The sequence below is a fragment of the Embleya sp. NPDC050154 genome, assembly GCF_044460165.1.
In the GTDB taxonomy this organism is placed as follows: domain Bacteria; phylum Actinomycetota; class Actinomycetes; order Streptomycetales; family Streptomycetaceae; genus Embleya.
This window is the reverse complement of record NZ_JBITJP010000004.1, coordinates 582,512-602,769: the sequence shown is the minus strand read 5'-3', so window position 1 is coordinate 602,769 and position 20,258 is coordinate 582,512. Positions and strand designations below refer to the sequence as shown.

Sequence of the window (20,258 nt, the reverse complement as noted above, 5' to 3'; positions counted from 1 at the left end):
CAACCCCCACACCGCCGACCACGCCAGATCCGACACCACCGAACCCGGCCCGACACCCACCGCACCCCGCGTCACCACCACCAACCGCGAGGCGGCGAACCGCTCGTCGCCCAACCACTCCCGCACCACCGACAGCACTCCGGAAGCTGCGGCATGCACCCGCTCGGCCAATCGCCCGTCGTGGTCGGTGTCGTCCTGCGACGACCCGGCCCCGCACGGCAGCAGGACGACATCCGGTACCCGGCTCCCCGCGTCGATGGCCGCGCCGAGCGCCGCGAGGTCCTGGTGTACGGCCGGCGGCCCTGCGGCCGATTCCGCGCCGATCGCGGCGAGTACGGCCCATTCCTCCGGCAGCGACTCGCCCCCCGGGACAGCCGGGGCAGGCACCCAGTCGACGTGGAACATGCTCCGGTCACGGTCGCCCCGCGTGTCCTGGAACTCCTCGATCGAGACCGGCCGGACCACCAGCGAATCGACGGTCAGTACCGACCGCCCTGCCTGGTCGGCCAGTTCGACCGCGACCTCGTCCGGGCCGAGATGTGTCAGCCGTACCCGCAGAGCGGTCGCGCCGGTCGCGGTCAGGGACACGCCTGCCCAACGGCTCGGCAGCCGCAGGCGTCCGGCCGCGCCGTCACCGAGGGCGATGCCGTGCAATGCGGCGTCCAGCAGGGCCGGATGGATGCCGAATCGGGACGGACTCTCCTCGTTCGCGGGCAGCGCGACCTCGGCGTAGGTGTCCTCGCCGACGCGCCAGGCCTTCGACAGGCCCCGGAAGAGGCCCTCGTAGCCGTGGCCGGCCTCGGCGAGGCCGTCGTAGAAACCGTCGAGGTCGATCGGCTGTGCGCCGGCGGGCGGCCAGACCGCGAACTGCCCGGCCGCCCGGCCTGCGCCGGTTGCCAGTACGGCGGTGGCGTTTCGTATCCAGGGCTCGGTGGCATCCGCGTCGGCCGCTCGGGAGTGGATGCTCAGGTCGTACGTCCCGACGTCCGCCGACTCGTCCACGCGGATTTGGATGCGTACCGCGCCCTGGTCCGGCACGCGCAGCGGGGCTTCCAAGAGGAGTTCTTCCAGCCGGTCGCAGCCCACCTCGTCCGCGGCGCGGATCGCCAGTTCGGCCATGGCAGCGCCGGGGAGCAGTACCGAGCCGGCAACCCGGTGGCCGCTCAGCCACGGGTGCGCGGCCGACGAGAGCGATCCGGTGAGGACCAGGCCGTCGGAGTCCGCCAGCCGCAACGCGGCGCCGAGCAGCGGGTGATCGGCCGTTGTCAGACCGACCGAGCCGAGGTCGCCCGCGGTCGAACCGGCGGTCGCCGGCCAGTACCGCCGGCGCTGGAAGGCGTACGTCGGCAGGTCCACCGGCCCGGCGCCGCGGACGTTCGGCAACGGTCGCCAGTCGACCGACAGGCCCACGGCGAACGCCTCGGCGAGCGCCGAGGTGAAGCGGTCCGGACCACCCTCACCTCGGCGCAGCGTGCCCAGGGACACCGCTCGGGACTCGGCGGACTCGATGGTGTCCACGATCGAGCCGGTCAGGACGGGGTGCGCGCTGACCTCGATGAAGGTGTCGGAGCCCTGGCTCAGGAGGAGGCGGATCGTCTCCTCGAAGCGGACCGTCCGGCGAAGGTTGGTGTACCAGTAGGTGGCGTCCAGCGCGGTGGTCTGCAGCCGCTCCGCGGTCACCGCCGAAAAGAACGGGACGGTCGGCGCCATCGGTTCGATGTCGGCCAGTTCCGTCAAGAGCCGTTCGCGGATCGATTCGACCTGCACCGAGTGCGACGCGTAGTCCACCGGCACCCGACGCGCCCACACACCCCGCGCATCGCACTCGGCGAGCAACTCCGCCAGCGCGGCCGACTCACCCGCCACCGTCACCGACGCCGGGCCGTTCACCGCCGCCACCGACACCCGACCCTCGTAGCGCGCGATCAACTCCTCCACGCCGACAAGCGACAACGACACCGACGCCATCCCGCCGGAACCCGCCAACTCCAGGATCGCCCGGCTCCGCAACGCCACGACCTTCGCCGCATCCGCCAAGGACAACGCCCCCGCGACACACGCGGCCGCGATCTCCCCCTGCGAATGCCCCACCACAGCAGCGGGCTCCACCCCGAACGAACGCCACAACTCGGCAAGCGACACCATCACCGCCCACAACACCGGCTGCACCACATCGACCCGACCCAGCCACTCCTCCGACTCCGACCCCAGAACCGACGTCAACGACCAATCCACAAACGGCGCGAGCGCCCCCTCACACTCCGCGATCCGCCCGGCGAACACCGCCGACGAATCCAACAACCCCGCCGCCATCCCCAACCACTGCGACCCCTGACCCGGGAACACGAACACCGCGCGGCGCGCGCCCTGCGCAATCCCCTGCACCACATTCGCCGCAGGCACCCCCGCGGCCAACGCTGCCAGCCCGGCCGTCAGCTCCCCGAGGTCTGCGGCCAGGACAACGCTCCGGTGCGCCAGCACCGACCGCGAGGCGGCAAGCGAGAACGCCACCGCAGCCGGGTCCAGCTCCATCCGCCCGGCAAGGAACTCGGCCAGCCGGCCGGCCTGCGCCCGCAGCGCGGCTTCCGACCCGCCCGACACCACGAACGGCAGCGCAGCGCTCGACCGGGCCGTCTCCTCCGGAACGAAGGTCGGCACGACGGCCGTCGCGGGCACCTGCTCCAGCACCACGTGCGCGTTCGTACCGCTGATCCCGAAGGAGGAGACACCCGCCCGGCGCGGCCGGCCCGTGTCCGGCCACTCCCGTGCCTCGGTCAGCAATTCCACCGCACCAGCCGACCAGTCGACGTGCGAGGAGGGCGCGTCGACGTGCAGCGTGCGCGGAAGGATCCCTTCGCGCAGCGCCATCACCATCTTGATCACGCCGCCGACGCCAGATGCGGCCTGCGCGTGACCGATATTCGACTTCAACGACCCCAGGTACAGCGGCTGTTCGTCCCTCCGGTGCTGCCCGTACGTGTCGATCAGGGCCTGCGCCTCGATCGGGTCGCCGAGCGTCGTACCGGTGCCGTGCGCCTCGACGGCGTCCACGTCCTGCGCGCTCAACCCCGCATTCGCCAACGCCTGCCGGATCACCCGCTGCTGCGACGGTCCGTTCGGCGCGGTCAGTCCGTTGCTGGCACCGTCCTGATTGACGGCGGAACCGCGGACCACCGCGAGTACTCGGTGGCCGTTGCGCTCGGCGTCCGACAGCCGCTCCACCAGCAGTACGCCAACGCCCTCGGCCCAGGCCGTCCCGTCCGCGCCGTCCGCGAACGCCTTGCAGCGGCCGTCGTCGGAGAGTCCGCGCTGGCGGCTGAACTCGATGAACATGTCGGGGCTGGACATGATGGTGGCGCCACCGGCCAGGGCCATCGTGCACTCGCCCCGGCGCAGCGCCTGGGCGGCCAGGTGCAGCGCGACGAGCGAGGAGGAACAGGCGGTGTCGACGGTGACGGCAGGGCCCTCGAAGCCGAAGGAGTAGGCCAGCCGGCCCGAGGCGACGCTGCCGGTGGTCCCGGTGAGGCGGTAGCCCTCGACGGCTTCCGGCGTGCGGCTCAGCAGCGGCCCGTAGTCCTGCGACACGGCACCGATGAACACACCGGTCGCGCTGGCCTTCAGCGGCGCCGGGTCGATCCCGGCCCGCTCGAAGACCTCCCACGACGTTTCCAGGAGCAGCCGCTGTTGCGGGTCCATCGCGAGCGCCTCACGCGGCGAGATGCCGAAGAACTCGGCGTCGAAGTCGGCCACGTCGTCCAGGAATCCACCGGTACGGACGTAGGTCTTGCCCGAACTGTCGGAGTCGGGGTCGTAGATTCCTTCGAGGTCCCAGCCTCGGTCGGTGGGGAAGCCGGTGATCGCGTCGCGGCCGTCGGCCACCAGGCGCCACAGATCCTCCGGCGAACCGACCCCACCGGGGAACCGGCAGGCCATGCCGACGATCGCGATCGGCTCCTCGTCCCCGGCCGGGGACGAGAGCCCGGTCACGGCGGGCGGCGTCGCGCGCCGCTCGCTCAGGATCCGGGACCTGAGGTGCCGGGCCATCGCCGCGGGTGTCGGGTAGTCGAAGGTCAGGGAGCCGGACAGGTGCAGGGCGGTCGCGGCGTTGAGCCGGTTGCGCAGTTCGACCGCGGCCAATGAGTCGAACCCCGCCGCCTTGAACGTCTGTTCCGATGCGATCAGGTCCGCCGACGCGTGGCCCAGCACCATGGCGGCCTGCGTCCGTACCAAGTCGGTGAGCAGTTGGTCCTGTTCCGCGCCGGACAGCCCGGACAGCCGCTGCGACAGTGCTGATTCACCACCCGTCACCGTGGCCGCGACCTGTGCGGCACGGCGGACCCGGGCGCGGACCAGGCTGCGCAGCAGTGCGGGGGTCGCGCCGTGGGCGGCTTGGGTGCGCAGCGCCGTGTGGTCCAGCCGGACCGCGGCGAGGTTCGCGTCGCCGACGTGCAGGGCCGTTTCCAACAGGCCGAGGCCCTGTTCGGCCGTCAGCGCGGCGATGCCGGAGCGGCGCATCCTGGCGAGGTCCTGCCGGCCGAGTTGCCCGGTCATGCCACTCGCGTCGGCCCACAGGCCCCAGGCGAGGGAGGTGCCGGGGAGCCCGGCGCGCTGACGGTGGGCGGCGAGCGCGTCGAGGAAGGTATTCGCGGCGGCGTAGTTGGCTTGGCCCGGGGTGCCCAGCAGTCCCGCGATCGAGGAGAACAGGACGAAGGCGGAAAGGTCGTGGTCGGCGGTCAGTTCGTGCAGGTTGACCGCGCCGTCGACCTTGGCCCGCAGCACGCGTTCCAGTTGCTCGGGCGTCATGGACTCGATCAGCGCGTCGTCGACGACGCCTGCGGCGTGGACAACGGCGGTGAGTGGGGCGGCGTCCGGTATCCGCGCGAGGACTTCGGCGACAGCTTCCCGATCAACGGCGTCACATGCCTCGATGGTCACCCGGGCACCGAGATCGGTGAGTTCGGTCGCCAATTCGCCCACGCCGGGAGCGTCCGGGCCCCGGCGGCTCGCCAACACCAGGCTGCGGACGCCGTGTTCGGTGACCAGATGGCGAGCCACCAAAGCGCCCAGCGTGCCGGTGCCACCGGTGATCAGCACGGTCCCGTCGGGGTCGAGCGGCACCGGCATCCGTAGCACGAGCTTCCCGGTGTGCCGGGCCTGCGACATGAACCGAAACGCCTCCGGCGCGCGCCGCACATCGAAGGACCGCACCGGAAGCGGCGCCAGCACGCCCGACCCGAACAGCCTCAACACGTCGCCCAACAGCGATCCGATCCGCTCCGGCCCCGCGTCCAGCAGGTCGTACGCCTGATACGAGACCCCGGGATACCCGACCCGCACCGCCTCCGCGTCCCGGATGTCGGTCTTGCCCATCTCCAACAACCGGCCACCATCGGCCAGGAGCCGCAGCGAGGCGTCCACGAACTCACCCGCGAGAGAGTTCAACACCACATCCACACCACGGCCGTCGGTCGCGGCCCGGAATCGGTCCTCGAACGCCGGCGTCCGGGACGAAGCGATGTGGGCGTCATCGAGACCCAGCGATCGCAGAGTGTCCCACTTGCCCTCACTCGCCGTCGCGAACACCTCGGCACCCAGATGACGCGCGATCTGCACCGCCGCCATCCCCACCCCACCCGCGCCGGCATGAACCAACACCGACTCACCGGCCCGCAGACCACCCAGCTCGACCAAGCCGTAATACGCCGTCAGGAACACCACCGGCACCGACGCCGCCTGCTCGAACGACCAGTCACCCGGCACCGAAGCCACCGTCCGCACATCGGCCACCGCCATCGGACCGAACGACGGGAACATCCCGAACACCCGATCACCCACCGCGAACTCGGACACCCCCGGACCGACCTCGGCCACCGCACCCGCGCCCTCGCCACCCATCGACGCGGCACCCGGATACACACCCAACGCGATCAACACATCGCGGAAGTTGAGACCGGCGGCCCGCACCGCGATGCGCACCTGACCTGCCCGCAAGGGCTCCAGCGCCTCCGGAGCCACCACCAACGCCAAATCGTCCAGCGTCCCGCGCGCTACACCGTCCAGTCGCCACGCGCCGGATGGCGGCACCAACGTCCCGCCCCGACCTGCCCGGACGAGCCTCGGCACGAGTACGGCGCCCGCGCGCACGGCGACCTGGCTCTCGCCTGCGGCCAGGGCGATGCGCGCCACCTCCTCGGGGTCCGCCGCATCGGCGGCCAGGTCCGGGTCGAGGTCGATCAGCAGGAACCGGTCGGGGTGCTCGCTCTGCGCCGACCGCACCAACCCCCACACGGGGGCGTGCACGAGGTCGACGACCGGATCACCGGGGGCTGCCGCCACCGCGCCGCGCGTCACCACTACGAAGCGCGATGTCGCGGATTCGGCGGTCGCCGTCTCGGTCAGCCACGCCTGCACTGCCGTGAGGAGACGTACGGCCGCCGCCTCGGCGGCCCGCGCGAGGTCCGCGGTGACCACCTGTACCGGCGTGCAGTCATGGACGGTCACGTCCAAGGGAAGATCCAGGCCCGGTCCCGGGTCGGGGGTTTCGCCCGGTTCGGTGTCCGGCACGGGCCGGCCGACCGGTGTCCAGACCACCGGGTACAGGGAATCCGCCGCCGAGGAAGTGACGGCCGACCGTGCCGGGTCGGCTGTGCGCAGTTCGAGTGCCTCGGCGGAGAACACCGGCTGTCCGGTGCCGTCGGCGGCTTGGACCGCGATCGTGTCCGGGTTTCCGTCGACCATGGCCAGGCATACCCGGAGCGCGGACGCCCCGGCCGCGTACAGTTGCATGCCGCGCCACCCGAAGGGCAGCCGCATCGTCGGCTCCCGGCCCGGGCCGGCCGCGTCGAGATCATCCCCGACCAGAGCATGCAGGGCGGCATCGAGCAGGGCCGGATGGACCCCGAACCGGCCTGCGTCGTGCGTCTGTTCGGCGGGCAACTCGACCTCGGCGTACAGCTTGCCGTCCGGGCCCCGGTACAGCGTGCGCAGTCCCCGGAACGCGGGCCCGTAGCCGTATCCGGCTTCGGCGGCGCGGGCGTAGAAGCCGTCGATGTCGATCGGCTGTGCGCCGACCGGCGGCCAGCCGGCGAGATCGAACGCCGCTTCCGTGGCGTCCTCGGCGAGGAAACCGGTGGCGTGGCAGGTCCATTCGCCGTCCTCGCCCACCGCTTCGTCTCGGGAGTACACGCCGACTGCCCTGCGTCCGGCGGCGGTCGGCGGCTCCACCTGAACCTGGAGGGCGAGCGCGCCGTTCGCGGGGACCACGAGCGGTGCCTGGAGGGTCAGTTCGTCGACGCGGCGGCAGTCCATCCGGTCGCCCGCCTGGACGGCCAGATCCGCGAAGGCGGTTCCGGGCAGCAGTACCGTCCCCGCGACGGCGTGGTCGCGTAGCCAGGGCTGGGCTTGAAGGGAGATCCGGCCGGTCAGCATGACCGCGTCGGAGCCGGCGAGACGTACGGTCGCCGCGAGCAGGGGGTGTTCGGCCGCCACCAGCCCGAGTCCGGCGGCGTCGGCGGGTGCGCCCGCGGTGCCGTCGAGCCAGTAGAGCCGGCGTTGGAAGGCATAGGTGGGCAGGTCGAGGTGTCGGCGCGCGGCGGGCGTGAGCACCGCGGACCAGTCGGTCCTGTAGCCGCGCACGTGCGCGAACGCAAGCGCGGAGAGCAACGCGTCGCACTCCGCGCGGTCCCGGCGCAGTGCGGAGGTGGCCGCGATGTCGGCGGCGGTACCTTCCTCCGCAGCGGTCACCGAGGCAACGCAATCGTGGACCAGTGCGGTCAATACTCCCTCGGGGCCCAGTTCCAGGAAGGTTCCGACGCCGGCCGCGCGCAGGTGTTCCACGCCGTCGGAGAAGCGCACGGCCCCGCGCACCTGCCCTACCCAGTAGTCCGGGTCACTCAACTCCTCGATACTCGCGGGCCGTCCGGTCAGGTTGGAGACGATCGGCAGGGCCGGCCGGCCGAAGGTCACGGTGGCGAGGACGGCCCGGAATTCGGCCAGCATCGCGTCCATCCGCAGGGAGTGGAACGCGTGACTGACCGTCAGCCGCTTGGTCTTGCGCCCCCGCGCCGCGAAGTCGGCCGCCACCCGAAGCACCGGCTCCTCGTCACCGGAAAGCACGACCGAGGTCGGGCCGTTCACCGCCGCGAGACCCGCCGTATCGCCGACTTCCGCCGCCGCCAGCGCCGTCGTCACCTCGGCCTCGGCGGCCTGCACCGCGACCATCGCACCACCCGCCGGGAGCGCCTGCATCAACCGGCCCCGCGCGGCCACCACCACGGCCGCGTCCTCCAACGACCACACCCCCGCCACATGCGCGGCGGCCAACTCACCGATCGAATGCCCCAACAGGAAGTCCGGCCGCACACCGAACGATTCCACCAACCGAAACAGCGCCACCTCCACGGCGAACAACGCCGCCTGCGTGAACACCGTCTCGTCCAACAAACCCTCGGCACCCTCCGCACCGAACACCACATCCCGCACCGAATACGCGACATGCCCCACCAACCGACGATCCAACTCGACAACAGCGGCATCGAACGCCTCCGCGAACACCGGGAAGCGATCGTGCAGCTCACGCCCCATCCCGACCCGCTGGCATCCCTGCCCGCTGAACAGGAAGGCGAGATCGCCGGCGCCGAGGACCGAGCCGCGTACGACGCCCACCGCGGCTTCGCCCGCGGCGAGCGCGTCGAGCCCGGCCAACAGCGCGGCCCGCGAGGAACCGACCACAGCGGCGCGCTCTTCGAGAGCCGCACGCGAGGTAACGAGCGCCGAGGCGACGGCGGTGAGGTCGAGTTCGGGGTGGTCGTGCAGGTATCCGGAGAGGACGGACGCCTGGGCCCGGAGCGCGTCACCGGACTTCGCCGAGAGCAGCCAGGGCAGGACGCGCCCGTCGTCCGTCGCCTCCTCGTCGGCCTGCGCGAGTACCGGCTCGGGCCCCTGCTCCAGGACGACGTGCGCATTGGTACCGCTGGCGCCGAAGGACGAGACAGCGGCCCGGCGGAGGCGACCCGTCTCGGGCCACGCGCGGGCTTCGGTGAGCAGTTCGACCGCGCCCGCCGACCAGTCCACGTGCGGCGAAGGCTCATCGACGTGCAGCGTCTGCGGCAACACGCCCTCGCGCATCGCCATCACCATCTTGATCACGCCGCCCACACCCGCGGCGGCCTGGGCATGGCCGATGTTCGACTTCAGCGATCCCAGGTAGAACGGCGTCCGCGGGTCGCGGTCTTGACCGTAGGTCGCGATCAGGGCCTGCGCCTCGATCGGGTCGCCGAGTGTGGTGCCCGTTCCGTGTGCCTCCACCGCGTCGATGTCGGCGGCCGACAGTCCCGCACTCGTCAACGCCTGCCGGATGACCCGCTGTTGGGCGGGGCCGTTGGGCGCGGTCAGGCCGTTGCTCGCGCCGTCCTGGTTCACCGCGGTCCCCCGGACGACGGCAAGGATGTGATGGCCGTTGCGCTGTGCGTCGGAGAGCCGCTCCACGAGCAGCACACCGACGCCCTCGGACCAGCCGGTCCCGTCCGCGGCGGCCGAGAACGCCTTGCACCGCCCGTCCGGCGACAAACCGCGCTGGCGACTGAACTCGACGAAGACCTCCGGGGTCGACATCACCGTCACCCCGCCGGCCAGCGCCATCGAACACTCGCCGCCGCGCAGCGCCTGCACCGCCAGGTGCAGGCCCACCAGCGACGACGAGCACGCGGTGTCGACGGTGATCGCGGGGCCCTCGAACCCGAAGGCGTACGCGAGCCGGCCCGACGCGGCGCTGCCGGTGTTGCCCATCAGCAGGTAACCGTCGACGCCTTCGGGCACCTTCTGCATGCCCGACGCGTAGTCGTGGTACATCACCCCGACGAACACACCGGTTCGGCTGCCGCGCAGTGTGGCGGGGTCGATCCCGGCCCGCTCCAGCACCTGCCACGAGGTCTCCAGCAGGAGGCGCTGTTGCGGGTCCATCGCCAGCGCCTCACGCGGCGAGATCTCGAAGAACCCGGCGTCGAACTGCGCGGCGTCGTGCAGGAATCCGCCCTCGCGGGCATAGCTGGTTCCGGGGACCGCGGGGTCGGGGTCGTACAGGCCCTCCAGGTCCCAGCCGCGGTTCGACGGGAACGGCGAGACGGCGTCCCGGCCCTCGGCGGCCAGGCGCCACAGGTCCTCGGGCGACTCCACACCGCCGGGATAGCGACAGGCCATGCCGACGATCGCGATCGGTTCGTCGTCCGCCACCGGACCGGCCGCGGCGGTGGGGGTCGCGTCCTGGGCGCCGAAGAGTTCCCGCCGGACCTGGCGGAGCAGTGCGGTCGGGGTCGGGTGGTCGAAGACGAGGGTGGCCGGCAGGCGCAGGCCGGTCACCGTGTTCAGCCGGTTGCGCAGGTCGAGGCCGGTGAGCGAGTCGAAGCCGAGGGCCTTGAAGGTGGCGGAGACGTCGACGTCGGCGCCCGTGGGCAGGCCGAGTACGGCCGCCACTTGTTCGCGGACCACGTCCAGCAGGGCGCGTTCCCGTTCGGTGTCCGGCAGTGCGCCGAGCCGTTGGGCGAGGGCGGACCGCGACGGGGCGGCGGTCGCGCTGCCGGCGGTGGGGCGAACGGGCATGGGGACGAAACCGCGCAGCATCCCCGCCGGCGCGCCGTTCCCGGCGCGGGCGCGGAGCGCGGGTAGGTCCAGCGCGACGGGGACCAGCAGCGCTTCGGCCGAGCCGAGCGCGGCGTCGAACAAGCGCAGGCCCTGCTCGGTGGCGAGCGGCCCCACGCCGAGTCGGCTCATCCGCTGCCGGTCGGCGCCGCTCATCGCGCCCGTCATCCCGCCGGCCTCGGCCCACAGACCCCAGGCCATCGAGGTGGCGGGGAGCCCGTTCGCGTGGCGGGCGTGCGCGAGGGCGTCGAGGTAGGTGTTCGCCGCAGCGTAGTTCGCCTGTCCCGGGCCGCCCAGGATTCCGGAGACGGAGGAGAAGAGGACGAAGCCGGAGAGGTCGAGATCGCGGGTCAGTTCGTGCAGGTTCACCGCGCCGTCGACCTTGGCGCGCAGCACACTGTGCAACCGGTCCTCGGTCAACGCCTCGACCAAGCCGTCGTCCAGGAAGCCGGCGGCGTGCACGACACCGGTCAACGGAGTACGGAGGCGGGTCAATACGCCGCTCAACGCTTCCCGATCGGCCGCGTCACACGCCTCGACCACCACCGACGTGCCCAGTGCCGACAGCTCCGCCACCAATTCGGCGACGCCAGGGGCCTGTTCGCCCCGACGGCTGAGCAACACCAGGCTGCGCACGCCGTGGTGCGAGACGAGACGACGGGAGATCAAGCCGCCCAACAGGCCGGTGCCGCCGGTGATCAGGACTGTGCCGGCGCCGAAGGACAGCTCGGCGGGGGCAAGGAAAGCAGCGTCGACGGAGGTATCCGCAACGGCGGAGTCGACGGCGTGCCGGACGAGTCGCGGCACCAACACCGCGCCGCCGCGTATCGCCGTCTCCCGCTCGCCGCACGCCAGGGCGCCCGGCAACGCGGCTTGCCAGTCGTCGCGTTCGTCGACGTCCACCAGCACGAAGCGGTCGGGATGCTCCGTGGCCGCCGACCGCACCAGCCCCCACACCGCCGACGACGCGAGGCCGGACAACGCCGGCAACATCGACGCCGACGACGCCGCCGAGCCGGACGCGACACCCACCGCGCCCCGCGTCACCACCACCAACCGCGACCCGGCGAACCGCTCGTCGCCCAACCAGTCCCGCACCACCGACAGCACCCCGCCGGCCACCCGGTGGACCGCGGCGGCATGCTCCTCCTGCGGTCCCGGGTCGGCGAGGCAGGGCAGCACGACCACGTCGGGTACGCCGCCCCCAGCCACCTCCTCCAGGTCGGGCGCGTCGGCGTCCAGCACCCGAATACCGCCGATGCCGGCGGTGAAGGCAGCGCCGACCGGTCCGGCCGGAGTCCACTCGACGCGGCACAGGTCGTCCGCCGCGACGGGTCGGGTCGCCGTGAGCACCTCGGCGGCGATCGGACGCAGGGTCAGCGCCTCGATCGAGGCCACCGGTTCCCCCGTCGGGTCGGCCAGCGTCACGCGGACGGTGTCCGACCCGACGGACGACAGCCTTACCCGCAGGTGGGACGCGGCGCCCGCGAAGAGGGTCAGCCCCTTGAAGACGAACGGCAGTCGCACGTGCTCCGCCGCGCCGTCGCCGCCGTGCGCGAGAGCGGCGTGCAGCGCGGCGTCGAGCAGCGCCGGGTGCAGCCCGAAGCGGGCCGCGCTCGCCGCCGTGTCCTCGGGCAGCGCGACCTCGGCGTAGATGTCCTCGCCTACCCGCCAGGCGGCGCGCAGGCCCTGGAACGCGGGTCCGTACGCGTAGCCGCTCGGCACCAGGTCGGCGTAGAAGTGGTCGAGATCCATCGGCTCGGCACCGATCGGCGGCCAGGCGCCCGCAGCGAAGGCCACGTCCGGCGCCGATCCGCGCTCGGCCAGGATCCCGGCGGCGTGCCGGGTCCAGCCGAGTCGCGCGGACTCGTCCGCGCTCCGCGAGAAGACGCTCACGGTCCGGGACCGGTCGGCCTCGGCCGCGCCGACCACGACCTGGATCTGCGACGCGCCGTGCTCGGGGATCACCAGCGGTGCTTCCAGGGCGAGTTCGGCGATCCGGCCGCAGCCCACCTCGTCCCCGGCGCGGATGGCCAGTTCCACGAAGGCCGCGCCCGGCAACAGCACCGTCCCGGCGACCGCGTGATCCCTGAGCCAGGCGTGCGAGGACAGCGACAGTCGGCCCGTCAGCACCACCCCTTGCCCACCGCCGAGTTGCACCGCCGCGCCCAGCAGCGGATGGTCCGCCTCGGCCAGGCCCAGACCGCGCGCGTCACCGGTGGACGCCGTGCGTTCCAGCCAGTACCGCCGGCGCTGGAAGGCATATGTCGGCAGGTCGACGGCCACCGTGCCGTTGTCACGAACCCGCTCGGCCAACAGTGGGGACCAGTCCACGGCGAGCCCGCCGACATACGCCTCCGCCAGCGCGGCGGTGAACCGGGCCAGGCCGCCCTCCCCCCGCCGCAACGTTCCCAGAACCACCGCTGCGGCCTCGGCGGACTCGACCGTACCTTCGATCGGCGTGGTCAGCACCGGGTGCGCGCTCACCTCGACGAAGGCGTCGAAACCCTGGGTCAGCAGCAGGCGAATCGTCTCCTCGAAACGAACCGTCCGACGCAGGTTGGTGTACCAGTAGTCCGCGTCGAGCCGCGTCGTCCCCAGCGGTTCGGCCGTCACCGCCGAATAGAACGGCACCGTCGGCGCCTTCGGCTCGATACCGGCCAACTCGGCCAGCAGGCGATCTCGGATCGACTCCACCTGTACCGAATGCGAGGCGTAGTCCACCGGCACCCGACGCGCCCACACGCCTTGCGCGTCACACTCCGCGAGCAGTTCGTCCAACGCGGCCGACTCACCGGCCACCGTCACCGACGCCGGACCGTTCACCGCCGCCACCGACACCCGACCGTCGAACGGCGCCAGCAACTGCGCCACGCCGGCCGGGGGCAGCGACACCGACGCCATACCCCCCGAGCCCCCCAATGCGAGAATGGCCCGGCTCCGCAACGCCACGACCTTCGCGCCGTCCGGCAGCGACAGCGCCCCCGCCACGCACGCCGCCGCGATCTCCCCCTGCGAATGCCCCACCACGGCGGCAGGCTCGACCCCGAAGGAACGCCACAGCTCGGCGAGCGACACCATCACCGCCCACAACACGGGCTGCACGACGTCGACCCGGGCCGGCCAATCCTCCGACTCCGACCGCAGCACCGACTCCAACGACCAGTCCACGAACGGCGCAAGGGCCGCCGCACACTCCGCGATCCGCTCCGCGAACACCGGCGACGAATCCAGCAGCGCGGCAGCCATCCCCACCCACTGCGATCCCTGCCCCGGGAACACGAAGACCGTCCGACCCGAGGACCGCGCGCTATCCGGTACGGACTCCCCCTCGGCCAACTCCGCCAATCCGGACGCCAGCTCCGCCCGGTCGGCGGCCAGCACGACGCCCCGGCGCTCCAACACCGACCGCGACGCGATCAGCGAAGCCGCCAGGTCGGACAACGGGACTTCGGGCTCGTCCCGGACGAACCGCGCCAGTCGGGCCGCCTGCGCCCGCAGGCCGGGCTCGCCCCGCCCGGAGACGACGAACGGGAGCAGCGCGCTCGGCCCGCCCCGAGTCGGCTCCGTAAGGGACTTCGTCGCCGACTCCGTGACGGGTGCCGCCTCGGTGGCGGGTACCGGCTCTGCCCCCGCGACCGGCCGCGCGGGCTCGCCGTCCGCCTGCTCGATGATCACGTGCGCGTTCGTACCGCTGATCCCGAACGAGGAGATCGCGGACCGGCGCGGACGGTCGGTTGTAGGCCACTCCCGCGCCCGCGTCAGCACCTCCACCGCGCCCGCGGACCAGTCGATGTGCGGGGACGGCTCGTCGACGTGCAGCGTCTGCGGCAGTACGCCCTCGCGCATCGCCATGACCATCTTGATCACCCCGGCGACGCCCGCGGCGGCCTGCGCGTGACCGATGTTCGACTTCAACGACCCGAGATACAGTGGCTGTTCGTCGCGCCGGCCCTGCCCGTAGGTGGCGAGCAGTGCCTGCGCCTCGATCGGGTCGCCCAACGTCGTACCCGTTCCGTGGCCCTCGACCGCGTCGACGTCGGCGGCCGACAGTCCCGCACTCGCCAGCGCCTGCCGGATCACCCGCTGCTGGGAGGGGCCGTTGGGCGCGGTCAGGCCGTTGCTCGCGCCGTCCTGGTTGACCGCCGTGCCGCGTACCGTCGCCAGCACCCGGTGGCCGTTGCGCCGCGCGTCGGACAGCCGCTCCACCAGCAGCACACCCACACCCTCGGACCAGCCCGTACCGTCCGCGGCGGCCGAGAACGCCTTGCACCGACCGTCCGGCGACAGACCACGCTGGCGACTGAACTCGACGAACATGCCGGGTGTGGACATCACCGTCACGCCGCCGGCCAGGGCCATCGAACACTCGCCGGCACGCAGTGCCTGCACGGCGAGATGCAGACTCACCAGGGACGACGAGCACGCGGTGTCCACGGTGACGGCGGGCCCCTCGAAGCCGAACGTATAGGCCAGGCGTCCGGAGACGACGCTGCCGGTGTTCCCGGTGAGTAGATAGCCCTCGGAGCCGTTGGCGGCCTCGTCCAGCCGCGCGCCGTAGTCCTGGTTCATCGCGCCGACGAACACACCGGTCCGACTGCCGCGCAGCGCGGCCGGGTCAATGCCGGCCCGCTCGAAGACCTCCCAAGACGTTTCCAGGAGCAGCCGCTGCTGCGGATCCATCGCCAGCGCCTCACGCGGCGAGATCCCGAAAAAGCCCGCGTCGAAGTCGGCGACGCCGGCCAGGAAGCCGCCGTGCCGGGCGTAACTGGTGCCCGCCTTCGAGGAGTCCGAGCCGGAGTCGACCTCCGGGTCGTACAGTCCCGCCAGGTCCCAGCCCCGGTCCTCGGGGAACGGCGTGATGGCGTCCCCGCCCGCGGCCACGAGTCGCCACAGGTCCTCCGGTGAGCCGATCCCACCGGGCAGTCGGCAGGCCATGCCGACGATGGCGATCGGGTCGTCGTCGGTCGGCCGTCCGGCCGGGTGCTCCGGCCCGCTGTCGAGCCCGGGACTGTGGGCGGCGGCCGGGTCGACGCCCGGACGATCCCGCGCGGCGTCGACGACCAGCGCGACGAGGTGGCGCGCGACGGCGGCCGGCGTGGGGTGGTCGTAGGCCAGCGTGGTCGGCAGCCGAAGCCCGGCGTCGGTGTTGACCCGGTTGCGGAATTCGACGGCGCTCGGCGAGTCCAGGCCCAGGTCCTTGAACGTCTGCTCGACGTCGGCCGGCCCGAGCGCGGGACGCCCCAGCACGGTCGCGGCGTGCGCGAACGTCAGGTCGCGGACGGCCTGTTCCCGGCCCTCCCTGGGCAGCCCCGCAAGGCGGTCGGCCCACGCGGACCGTGTCGGCCCGGTGTCGGCGGGCGTCTCGGTCGTGCCGCCCAGCCAGTGGCGTTCGCGCTGGAACGCGTAGGTGGGCAGGTCGACCCGGCGCGCCCCGGCCCCGAGGACCGGGCGCCAGTCGACCGTGACGCCGCGCACGTGCGCTTCGGCCAGGGCGGTGCGGAAGCGCTCGGAACCACCGTGGTTGCGGCGCAGGGTTCCGAACGCGACGGCGTCCGACCCGGTGTCCTCGATCGTCTCCAGGATGCCCGTGGTCAGGACCGGGTGGGCGCTGGACTCGATGAAGACGTCGTGTCCCCCGGCGAGCAGGGTCCTGATCGCGTCCTCGAAGCGGACGGTCTGGCGCAGGTTGGTGTACCAGTACTGGGCGTCGAGGCGTGCGGTGTCCAGGAGTTCGCCGGTCACCGACGAGTGGAAGGGGGTGTGCGAGGTGCGCGGCTCGATCCCGGCCAGGGCTCGCAGCAGGGATTTGCGGATCCTGGAAACCTGGGTGGAGTGCGAGGCGTAGTCGACCGGGACGCGCCGTGCCCAGATTCCCTGTGCCGCGCAGATGGCGAGGAGTTCGTCCAGGGCGCCCGGCTCGCCCGAGACGATGACGGATGCCGGACTGTTGACCGCGGCGACCGACAGCCGCTTCTTGAACGGTGCGATCAGTTCGGTGATCCGGTCGGCCGAGACGCCGACCGACGCCATGCCGCCTCGGCCGGACAAGTCGAGGAGCGCCTTGCTGCGCAGCGCGACGACCTTCGCGCCGTCGTCGAGCGAGAGCGCGCCGGCGACGCACGCGGCCGCGATCTCGCCCTGGGAGTGGCCGACCACCGCGGCGGGCCGCACGCCGAACGAGGCCCAGAGCCCGGCGAGTGAGACCATCACCGCCCAGAGCACGGGTTGTACGACGTCGACCCGCTCCAGCCAGTCGTCGGACTCCGAGCGCAGGATCGAGGTCAACGACCAGTCGACGTACGGCGCGAGCGCCGCCTCGCAGTCGGCGATCCGCTCGGCGAAGACCGGTGCGGAGTCCAGCAGGTCGGCGGCCATCCCCAGCCACTGCGAACCCTGACCGGGGAAGACCAGCACCGTGCGGCCGGCGGATCGCGCCACCCCGGTCACCACGCCCGGCGCCGGTTCCCCGGCGGCGAGCGCGCTCAGGCCCTCGACCAGTTCGGCCCGGCCGCCCGCGATCACTACGCCGCGGTGCGCGAGCGGGGACCGTGCCGACAGGAGCGAGTAGGAGAGGTCGGGCAGGCCGAGTTCCGGCCGGTCCGTGACGAAGCGGGCGAGTCGGCCGGCTTGTGCGCGCAACGCCTGATCGGTGTGGCCGGAGACGACCAGGGGCAGGGCCCCCGCGGCCGAAGCCGGGACTCCGGCTCCGGTGCCGGTGGTTGTGTCCACCTCGGCCTCGGACAGCACGACGTGGCAGTTTGTCCCGCCCATGCCGAACGAGCTCACCCCGGCGATCCGCGATCCCGCTACGGCCGGCCACGCGGTCGGCTCCGTCGGCACCTTCAGGCGCAGTTCGGCCAACGGGATGTCGGGATGGGGCTCCGCGTAGTTCAGGCCGGCCGGGATTTCCCGGTGGGACAGTGCCAGGGCCGTCTTCACCAGGCCGATCACCCCGGCCGCGGCCTCCAGGTGGCCGACGTTGGTCTTCGCGGAGCCCACCGGCAGGGGGAAATCGGCGTTCCGGGCGGCTCCCAGGACGGCGCCCAACGCGGCGGCCTCGACCGGGTCCCCGAGCCTGGTGCCGGTTCCGTGCAACTCGACGTAGCCGACCCGGGCCGGGTCCACGTCCGCCTGCTCGTACGCCCGGCGCAGCACGTCCTGTTGCGCGGTCACGCTGGGCGCGGTCAGCGTCGCGCCGCCGCCGTCGTTGTTGACGGCGCTGCCGCGCAGGAGGCAGTGGATCCGGTCGCCGTCCGCGAGCGCGCGCCGCAGCGGCTTGAGCACCAGCACCGCGCCACCTTCGCCGCGGACGTAGCCGTTGGCCCTGGCGTCGAAGGTGTAGCAGCGTCCGTCCGGGGACAGCGCGCCGAAGCGCTCCATGCGGTCGGTGGACTGCGGGGTCAGGATCAGGTTGACCCCGCCGGCCAGGGCCGTCTCGGATTCGCCGGAGCGCAGGCTCTCGCAGGCCATGTGCACGGCGACCAGGGAGGAGGACTGGCCGGTGTCCACGGTCAGGCTGGGGCCGCCCGCACCCAGGAAGTAGGAGACGCGGTTGGCGATGATGCTGCGGTGCAGGCCGGTGGTGCTGTGCGCGGTCACCGCGTCCGGGCCGTCGGCCTGGAGCAGCAGCGAGTAGTCGTCGGAGAAGGCGCCCACGAACACGCCGGTTCGGGTGCCGGCCAGCGTGGCGGGCACCGTGCCCGCGTCCTCCAGGGCCTCCCAGCTCAGTTCCAGCATCAGGCGCTGGTGGGGGTCCATGGCGGCGGCCTCGCGCCCGGAGATGCCGAAGAAGGACGGGTCGAAGCCGTCGACCGAGGCGAGGAAGGACCCCCGGCCGGACACGCCGCCGATGCCCGGTCGATCCGCGGCGGGAGGCCCGATGGTGTCGGCGCCCTCGCGCAGGAGCCGCCAGAAATCCGCCGGCCCGTGCACGCCGGGCAGCCGGCACGAAATGCCGACCACGGCGATCGGCTCGTGCCGGCTTGGACCGGAATGCCCGTTCGCGGACGTTTCGATGCCGGGACGGTCCCCACGTACCATGTCAAGCCCCTCAGTTCTCAGCCGGTCGCGGTTGTGGCCCGCCGCAGGCCCGCCGGGTCCTCCCGGAGGCGCTTGCCGATCACTTCCCTGACGCACTGCCGTTTGGGCCGCGCCGTCGAATACGGCGATTCGCGGCGGCCCTGCCCACGACCCGCCCGATGGGGCCGGGGTTTTACTCGGCGAGCTCGACCGCCCCCGATGGGCAGAGCCTGGCCGCCTCGCGGACGGCTTCGTGCAGTTCGCCGGGCGGCTCCGCCAGGATCAGGACGACCAGGCCGTCGGTCTCGTCCTGATCGAACACCTCCGGTGCCTCCAGCGCGCACATCCCGGCGCCGCAGCACTGCTCGCGATCCACGTCGATTCGCATCGGCCCGGCTACCAGGCGACCGGCATCGAGGCGACGCCGTAGATCAGCATGGTGTCCCGCATCCGGACCTCTTCCTTCGGTACGGCCAGGTGCAGTCCGGGGAAGCGGTGAAAGAGGGCCTCGAAGCCGATCCGCATCTCGATCCGGGCCAGTTGCTGGCCGATGCACTGGTGGATGCCGTGTCCGAAGGAGAGTTGACCGCGGCCGCCGCGGGCGAAGTCGAGGCGGTCGGGGTCGGCGTAGTGCTTGGGGTCCCGATTCGCCGCGAAGGCCGACAGGGTGACCGTCTCGCCGGCCCGCATCGGACAGCCCTCGAACTCGAAGTCCTCGAGGACGCCGCGGATCGGACCGTAGTGATTGACCGTCAGGTAGCGCATCAGCTCCTCGACGGCGCTCTCCATCGTGGTCTCGCCCGCGCGCAGCATGGCGAGTTGATCGAGGTTGGTGAGCAGCGCGTAGGTGCCGAGCGAGAGCATGTTGGCGGTGGTCTCGTGCCCTGCGGCCAGCAGCAGGAAGCAGATGTTGGTGACCTCCTCCACGGTCAGCTCCTCGTGCGCGGCAAGACCGCCGAGCATGTCGTCGGAGGGCTCGGGGCCGCGGCGCCGCTCGACCAGTCCGCTGAGGTACTTCTGCATCGCCTCGAGTGCGGCGTAGGCCTGCTCGATCGGGGTGTTGGTGTCCTGGATGACGGTGGAGTTGTGCTGGAAGACGTCGCGGTCCTCGTAGGGGACGCCCAGGAGTTCGCAGATCACCAGCGACGGGACGGCCAGGGCGAAGGCGGGCACCAGGTCGACCGGCGGGCCGGCCTCCGCCATGGCGTCCAGCGCGTCGTCGGCGATCTCCCGTACGCGCTCGGCCAGTTGATTCATCCGGCGGAGCGTGAACAGGCCGGTGAGCAGGCGGCGATACCTGGTGTGCTCGGGCGGATCGGTGTAGACGAAGAACCCTGGTTTGGCCGGGGTGGGCTCCTGCGCCTGGATCGGCGAGCGCAGCAGGTCCTTTTGTGAGCTGAAGCGCAGGTCGGCCAGGGCCGCACGGACCTGGTCGTACCCCGTGATGAGCCAGCCCTCGCTGCCGTCGGGATAGCGCAACCGGTCGACGGGGCACGCGCGCTGACGCTCCAGCAGCTCCGGCGGCGGGTCCAGTGGCGTGGTGCGCGTGACGGGCAACGGCTGGGCCGCGGCCGGAACCTCGGTCATCTCGTGATCCTTCC

At 72.3% G+C, this 20,258-nt stretch carries 3 protein-coding genes; all 3 read right to left on the bottom strand.

Going from position 1 to position 20,258, the window contains the following annotated elements:
• Nucleotides 1-18,678: SDR family NAD(P)-dependent oxidoreductase (locus tag ACIBSV_RS11955; RefSeq protein WP_395861823.1), on the bottom strand; the 18,678-nt coding region annotated here is incomplete at its 3' end.
• A 172-nt stretch (nucleotides 18,679-18,850) separates the two neighbouring features.
• Nucleotides 18,851-19,045 carry a ferredoxin gene (locus ACIBSV_RS11950; protein ID WP_395861821.1) on the bottom strand — a complete coding sequence of 65 codons (195 nt, stop codon included), beginning with the start codon at nucleotides 19,043-19,045 and terminating at the stop codon, nucleotides 18,851-18,853.
• A gap of 8 nt (nucleotides 19,046-19,053) precedes the next feature.
• Complete coding sequence (locus tag ACIBSV_RS11945) at nucleotides 19,054-20,244, bottom strand: cytochrome P450 (protein ID WP_395861819.1); 1,191 nt, start codon at nucleotides 20,242-20,244, stop codon at nucleotides 19,054-19,056.
• Between the last annotated feature and the right edge of the window lie 14 nt (nucleotides 20,245-20,258).

Bases quoted from the DNA above. Each gene is read 5' to 3' on its own strand.
- ACIBSV_RS11950 (WP_395861821.1), bottom strand. From the start codon at position 19,045: ATGCGAATCGACGTGGATCGCGAGCAGTGCTGCGGCGCCGGGATGTGC.
- ACIBSV_RS11945 (WP_395861819.1), bottom strand. From the start codon at position 20,244: ATGACCGAGGTTCCGGCCGCGGCCCAGCCGTTGCCCGTCACGCGCACC.